At 64.4% G+C, this 5,444-nt stretch carries 5 protein-coding genes and 1 pseudogene; 1 reads left to right on the top strand and 5 read right to left on the bottom strand.

From position 1 onward, the window contains the following. The 3 genes from AC1D15_RS16500 to msuE form a co-directional block, all read right to left on the bottom strand. Positions 1–501: uroporphyrinogen decarboxylase/cobalamine-independent methonine synthase family protein (locus tag AC1D15_RS16500; protein WP_477826816.1), on the bottom strand; the 501-nt coding region annotated here is incomplete at its 3' end. Continuing rightward, positions 494–1,474, bottom strand: a complete 981-nt coding sequence (locus AC1D15_RS16495) for a DUF1852 domain-containing protein (protein ID WP_477826815.1) — start codon at positions 1,472–1,474, stop codon at positions 494–496. The genes AC1D15_RS16500 and AC1D15_RS16495, both read right to left, overlap by 8 nt. A gap of 44 nt (positions 1,475–1,518) precedes the next feature. Next, complete coding sequence (msuE, locus tag AC1D15_RS16490; protein WP_465114286.1) at positions 1,519–2,100, bottom strand: FMN reductase; 582 nt, start codon at positions 2,098–2,100, stop codon at positions 1,519–1,521. 89 nt (positions 2,101–2,189) lie between these two features. On the opposite strand from msuE, the gene AC1D15_RS16485 reads away from it, so the two are divergent. Further along, entirely contained in the window at positions 2,190–3,116 is a 927-nt protein-coding gene (locus AC1D15_RS16485; RefSeq protein ID WP_465114279.1) for a LysR family transcriptional regulator, read from the top strand. Positions 3,117–3,160: 44 nt separating this feature from the next. On the opposite strand, the gene AC1D15_RS16480 is transcribed toward AC1D15_RS16485, so the two are convergent. Further along, the gene (locus AC1D15_RS16480; RefSeq protein WP_477826814.1) at positions 3,161–4,651 is read right to left on the bottom strand and encodes an outer membrane protein assembly factor BamB family protein; all 1,491 of its coding nucleotides are present in this window, start codon (positions 4,649–4,651) and stop codon (positions 3,161–3,163) included. Between the two features lie 421 nt (positions 4,652–5,072). Next, a pseudogene (locus tag AC1D15_RS16475) lies at positions 5,073–5,444 on the bottom strand (ribosome biogenesis GTPase YlqF); the annotation flags it as partial.

Raw genomic sequence — 5,444 nt, 5'->3', positions numbered from 1 at the left:
GGCCTGCAGCGCSARCGCTTCCTGGTTCAGCAGTTCSGCAAAYGCSAWSGCCATCTTGATCTTGTCACCGTAGAAGCGATCCGCCACGGTGTCGACGATGGTCATCGGGCCGGGCAGCGTGAACTTCAGCTTCTTCTTCGTGTGCGCGCGCGCCAGTTGTGCCTCGAACGCATGCACGCGGCCCTTCAGGCGCAGCGCGGAAACCACCTGCGGCACCATCGCGTCGTAGCGGTTGTCGCGGATGCCCATCTTCACCTTGTGCTCGAAGTCGATGCCCTCGACCTGCTCGAGGAAGCCGTGCACGAAATGTTGGCGCGATTGCTCGCCGTCGCACACGATGTCCAGGCCTGCATCTTCCTGGGCCTTGATCCACAGCAGCGTTGCATCGGCCTTGGCCTGGCGAAGCGCATCGCCTTCAGCCTTCCACTGCGGCCAGAGCTTGTTGGTTTCAGCCAGCCAGGCGGGTTTCGGCAGGCTGCCGGCGATGGAGGTTTCAAACATGATTGGCAGCCCATTGTTCAAGGACATTCTTGTACGGCTTGATGAAGTGCTCTTCTGCAAATTTCCCCTGCTTGACAGCCAGCTGGCTGCGCTCTTCCCGGTCGTAGACGATCTGCGTCAATGAGTAGTCCCCGTGCTTCAGGCTCGGTCGATAGACCTTCCCGGCCGCCGAGTTGGCGTTGTAGAGCTCGGGGCGGTAGATCCGCTGGAAGGCTTCCATCGTGGCGACGGTGCCGATCAGCTCGACGTTCGAGTAGTCGCCCAGCAGGTCGCCGCGGAAATAGAACGCCAGGGGCGCCACGCTGTCAGGCGGCATGAAGAAGCGAACCTGCATGCCCATCTTGGCGAAGTACTGGTCGGTCGATGACAGCGCATCCTGCTGGTACTCGATGCCCAGGATGGGGTGGTGATTGCCGTTTCGGCGATAGGTCTTGCTGGTCGAGGCGCTGATGCAGATGACCGGCGCCTTCTTGAAGCGCTCCTTGTAGGTGCTCGAGTTGACGAACTGCTTGAACAGCTTGCCATGCAGGTCGCCGAAATCGTCCGGCGTGCCGAACTGCGCGCGATCGGCGTTGTAGGCCGGGAGCAGCACGCTGAAGTCGTAGTCGCGCACGTAGGAGGAGAAATTGTTCCCCACGATGCCGCGAGTACGCGTGTTGTGCCGCTTGTCGAGAACGATGGTTTCCAGGATCTCGATCAACGGGAATGCGGGACTGCTTTCCGTGGCGCCGAAGCTCATCTCGACCGAGATGATCTCGAGTTCGACGGCGTAGCGGTCTGCCTCCGGGTTGTCCCAATGCGCCAGGTCGTTGAAGCGGTTGTCGATCATCCGCAGTGTGTTGCGCAGGTTCTGCTGCCGGCTCGCCCCCCGGGCCAAGTTGGCAAAGTTGGTGGTGATGCGCGTGCTGTCCGCTGGCTGATAGTTCTCATCGAAACGGATGCTCTTGAGGCGGAAGCTGAGTTCTTCGTTCATTGTGTTCTGGTGACCTGATTGCCGGGGAATGCTGATGCCGTGTTTCAGGCTGCGACCACTTCCTTCACTGGTGCAGGACTGCCGTGGCGCGTCAATGCGATCAAGGGCAGTGCTCGTTGCACCGCAAGCCGAGTCCGCTCGACGACGGCCTCGTCCCGCAGGCGGTAGTCCAGGAAATCCTTGTCGGTCGCGTAGACGCCCAGCGGCAAGGTGCGTGCTTGGAAAAAGCTGAACAGCGGCCGCAATTGGTGGTCGATCACCAGGGCATGGCGCTCGCTGCCGCCGGTGGCCGCCAGCAGGACGGGCTTGTCGATCAATGCGTCCTGGTGAATGAAGTCGAAGAAGTGCTTGAACAGCCCCGTGTAGGAGCCACGGTAGACCGGCGTTGTCACCACCAGCAGGTCTGCCTGCTCGACCATGGCCAGTTCGCGCTCCACGGTGTCGGGCAGTTGGGAACGCCAGACCGCGCCAGCCAACTGCGGTGCGAGCTGACCCAGTTCGACCAGGCGGCGCTCGCACGGAACATCCTTGGCGATCAGGTCCAGCAGGTGCTCTGCCAGGGCTGCAGCCTTGGACGGTCGTTGCAACCCGCCGGAGACCGCCACGACGCGGAGGGGGCGTGTCATTTCTGCTTTCATGGACCGGGATGCTAGGGAAGATGGGTCATGACGTAAAATGGTTTTATTTCACAAATCCATGAGCGGAATTCATCTGAATGCTTGAGCGCATCCACCTCAGCATCGTTCAGCAGGTCGAGAAGCAAGGGTCGTTGACGGCCGCCGCGGGCGTGCTGAGCCTCACCCAGTCGGCCCTGAGCCACAGCATGAAGAAGCTGGAGCAGCAACTGGGCACCGACGTCTGGCTGCGCGAAGGTCGAAGCCTGCGCCTGACGCAGGCCGGGCAGTACCTGCTGGCGGTGGCGAACCGTGTGCTGCCGCAACTGGACCTGGCCGAGGAGCGCCTGGGCCAGTTCGCGCAGGGCGAGCGCGGCGCGTTGCGCATCGGCATGGAATGCCACCCTTGCTACCAGTGGCTGCTCAAGGTGGTGTCGCCGTACCTCGCCACGTGGCCCGACGTGGACGTGGACGTCAAGCAGAAGTTCCAGTTCGGCGGGATCGGCGCGCTCTTCGGCTACGAGATCGACCTGCTGGTCACGCCCGACCCGCTCCACAAGCCGGGCCTGAAGTTCGAGCCGGTGTTCGACTACGAGCAGGTGCTCGTGGTGGCCAAGGGCCATGCCCTGGCTTCGGCAGCCTACGTGAAGCCGCAGCAGCTGACCCAGGAAGTGCTCATCAGCTACCCGGTGGACATCGAGCGCCTCGACATCTACAACCAGTTCCTGTTGCCGGCCGGTGTCACGCCCAGGCGCCACAAGGCCATCGAGACCACCGACATCATGCTGCAGATGGTGGCCAGCGGCCGCGGCGTGGCCGCCCTGCCGCGCTGGCTGGTCGAGGAGTACTCGGCCAGGATGGAGGTGGTGCCCGTGCGGCTCGGCGCGCGCGGCATCGCCAAGCAGATCTTCCTGGGGGCGCGAGAAGCGGACACCGCCATCGACTACGTGCGGGCCTTCATCGAACTGGCCCGCCAGCCCGCCATCGGCAGGAACCTTGGGTCATTCCGACAAACCCCAGCCCGCTGACCCTGACCGCCATTCAAGGGCCGCAAGTGCTCAAGGGAGGTGCGTCAGTGCAGGTTGATCGCCACGATGCTGCGCTGCCCCTTGATGTACAGCACCCCATTCGCCGACAACGCCAGAGATCCGGAAGCCGCGTACGACCAGACTGGCGCGTGGGTGCTCCGGTCGATCGCGAAGGTCGTCGTGTCGGTGCTCACGAACACCAGGTTGCTGGTCACCAGCACGTCGCTGACGAACTTGGCATTGCCGGGGGGTGGCGCCCAGGTCCACAGCTTGGTGCCGCTCGCCTCGTCGTAGGCCTCCAGGAGGAACGGCGAGTTGTTGGACGCGTACAAGGTGCCGGCGGCGTAGGCCGGATTGCCGGAGTAGGCACCCCGGATCGCCCAGCGGACCGTCCGGTTCGAGGTGTCGAAGTTGACGATCGAGTTGCTGGCTTGATTGCTGAGGTTGCCGGCGTACACGTTGTTGGCCGCGCCCAGCACCGGCGCGCCTGCTGTCGTGTAGCCATTCCACGCATACGTGGGATCGTTGATGCTGCCAACCAGCGCACCGGTCTGGCTGTCGTAGACGCCCAGCGTGCCGCCGACATAGGAGTACGCGTAGTTCGCATCGACCGCCGGGGTCCACCCGTCGAACTGGCCGACGTTGGCGAAGAACTGCGTCGCCCCGGTCGTCGTGTCGAACGCGTACATGCCGCCAAAGGTGCCGCCGTCCGTATAGACCCGCCCGTTGAGGATGGTCGGCGCGAAATAGCGATCCCATTGCGAGGACATCGAAGCCTTGAAGAGCTGTGTGCCGCTGGCCGCATCGAAGGAGAACATGTACGTCGAGCTCTGCGACCCGGCGGCGATGAAGACCTTGCCGCCCGAGAACGCGGGCGGATTGGTGGTCGCGTATTCCAGGTCGCCGAACGAGTGGCTCCACACCTTGCTGCCGTCGTCTTCCTTGTACGCAAACAGTTCGTGGCCGGAGGCGCTGGCATTCCACCAGGGGCCGCTCGCGACGTAGAACATGCCTGCGCCTGTGGTCAGTACGGAAGGGGACCATTGCGTCCCTGCGTAGGCCGGCGCATTCCATTTCCAGCGCGGATTGAAGGCGGACGCATTCAGCGTGGCCGGCACGAATCCGGTGTGCGACGCATTGCCTTGGAAGGTGCCCCAGTCCGGCGCGCCCGACAAGGGCGCGAGTGGCGACAGGTTGAAGGTCGCAACGCTACCGTCCGGCGACAGGACTTCGATGTCGTAGGGCAGCGTGAACGGCGCGCCGGCCAATGGGTGGTCGCAATTGACGTCCGTGCAGACGTTGATCGCGAAATTGCCGGAGTAGTGCCCGATCGCCAGGCTCTTGAGCGGCTTGGCCACCACGGTGAACGTGCCGTCGGTACTCGTCGTGATGCGCACGGGCGATTCGACCACCGCTGCGTCGGCCGCGACCTTGATGTAGACGAGCCCCGAGAACGCGACGGTCTGGCTGGCGGCCAGGTTGATGTCACTGGGATAGCCTGCGACGAAGGAAGCCTGTGCCGTCGAAGGCGTCAAGGTGTAGGGCGGTGGCGCGGGCGTCGGTGCGGGCGCAGGCGCAGGTGCAGGTGCAGGTGCAGGAGCGGGGCCAGGTGCAGGAGCGGGACCGGGCGCGGGGGCCGGTGCAGGCGGAGTTCCGGAGACAGGACTCGGCTGATCACCATCGCCGCCACCCCCACAGGCGGCCAAGAAAACGGAAACCCACAACGCCCCCACAACCCCCCGGCGGTTCTTCACGTTCTTCGCGTCCTTGTTCGACTTGCCGCGATCTCCGGCGTTCGCCAGCGCGCTCGCGGCGGCCGAACACTCTCCCATGGGATCGACGGTTGCACGAGGATACAACAACACGTTCGAGGCGCGCGCCGCCAAAGCCGCCTCTCGTGATGGTCGGCTCTTGGCCGTCGTCGGTCTCCGGCTCCCCATGAAAGGCGACATGAGGTCACGCCTTTCCGCGGGCTTCCTTCTTCGCTTTTCGTGTCTCTTCGGCCACGATGCCGGTTGCCCGCCAGTGCACGAACTCGTCCGGCGTCTCGAGCCTGACGCGGCCCCAGGCGCCGCTGCGGAAGTCGTTCAACGCCGCCTCGGCGGCCTTCTGCATGTTCACGCGGCCACCGGGCAGCAGGCCGCCGCGCTTGCGGCCCACTTCGGCCAGCAATGCCTCGTCGGTCATCGCCGAGAAGTCGGCGAGCTTGTAGCGCGCCACCAGTCGGTCCGCGTAGCGATGGCGCACGCGAGCCAGCAGCGCCATCGTTACCTCTTCCTCGTCGTACGCATTGCGGCCGATGCCGCCGCTCGCCGCCAGGTTGTACCC

Source organism: Rhizobacter sp. P2_H2 (assembly GCF_056403375.1).
This window is presented reverse-complemented; position numbering and strand designations above follow the sequence as displayed.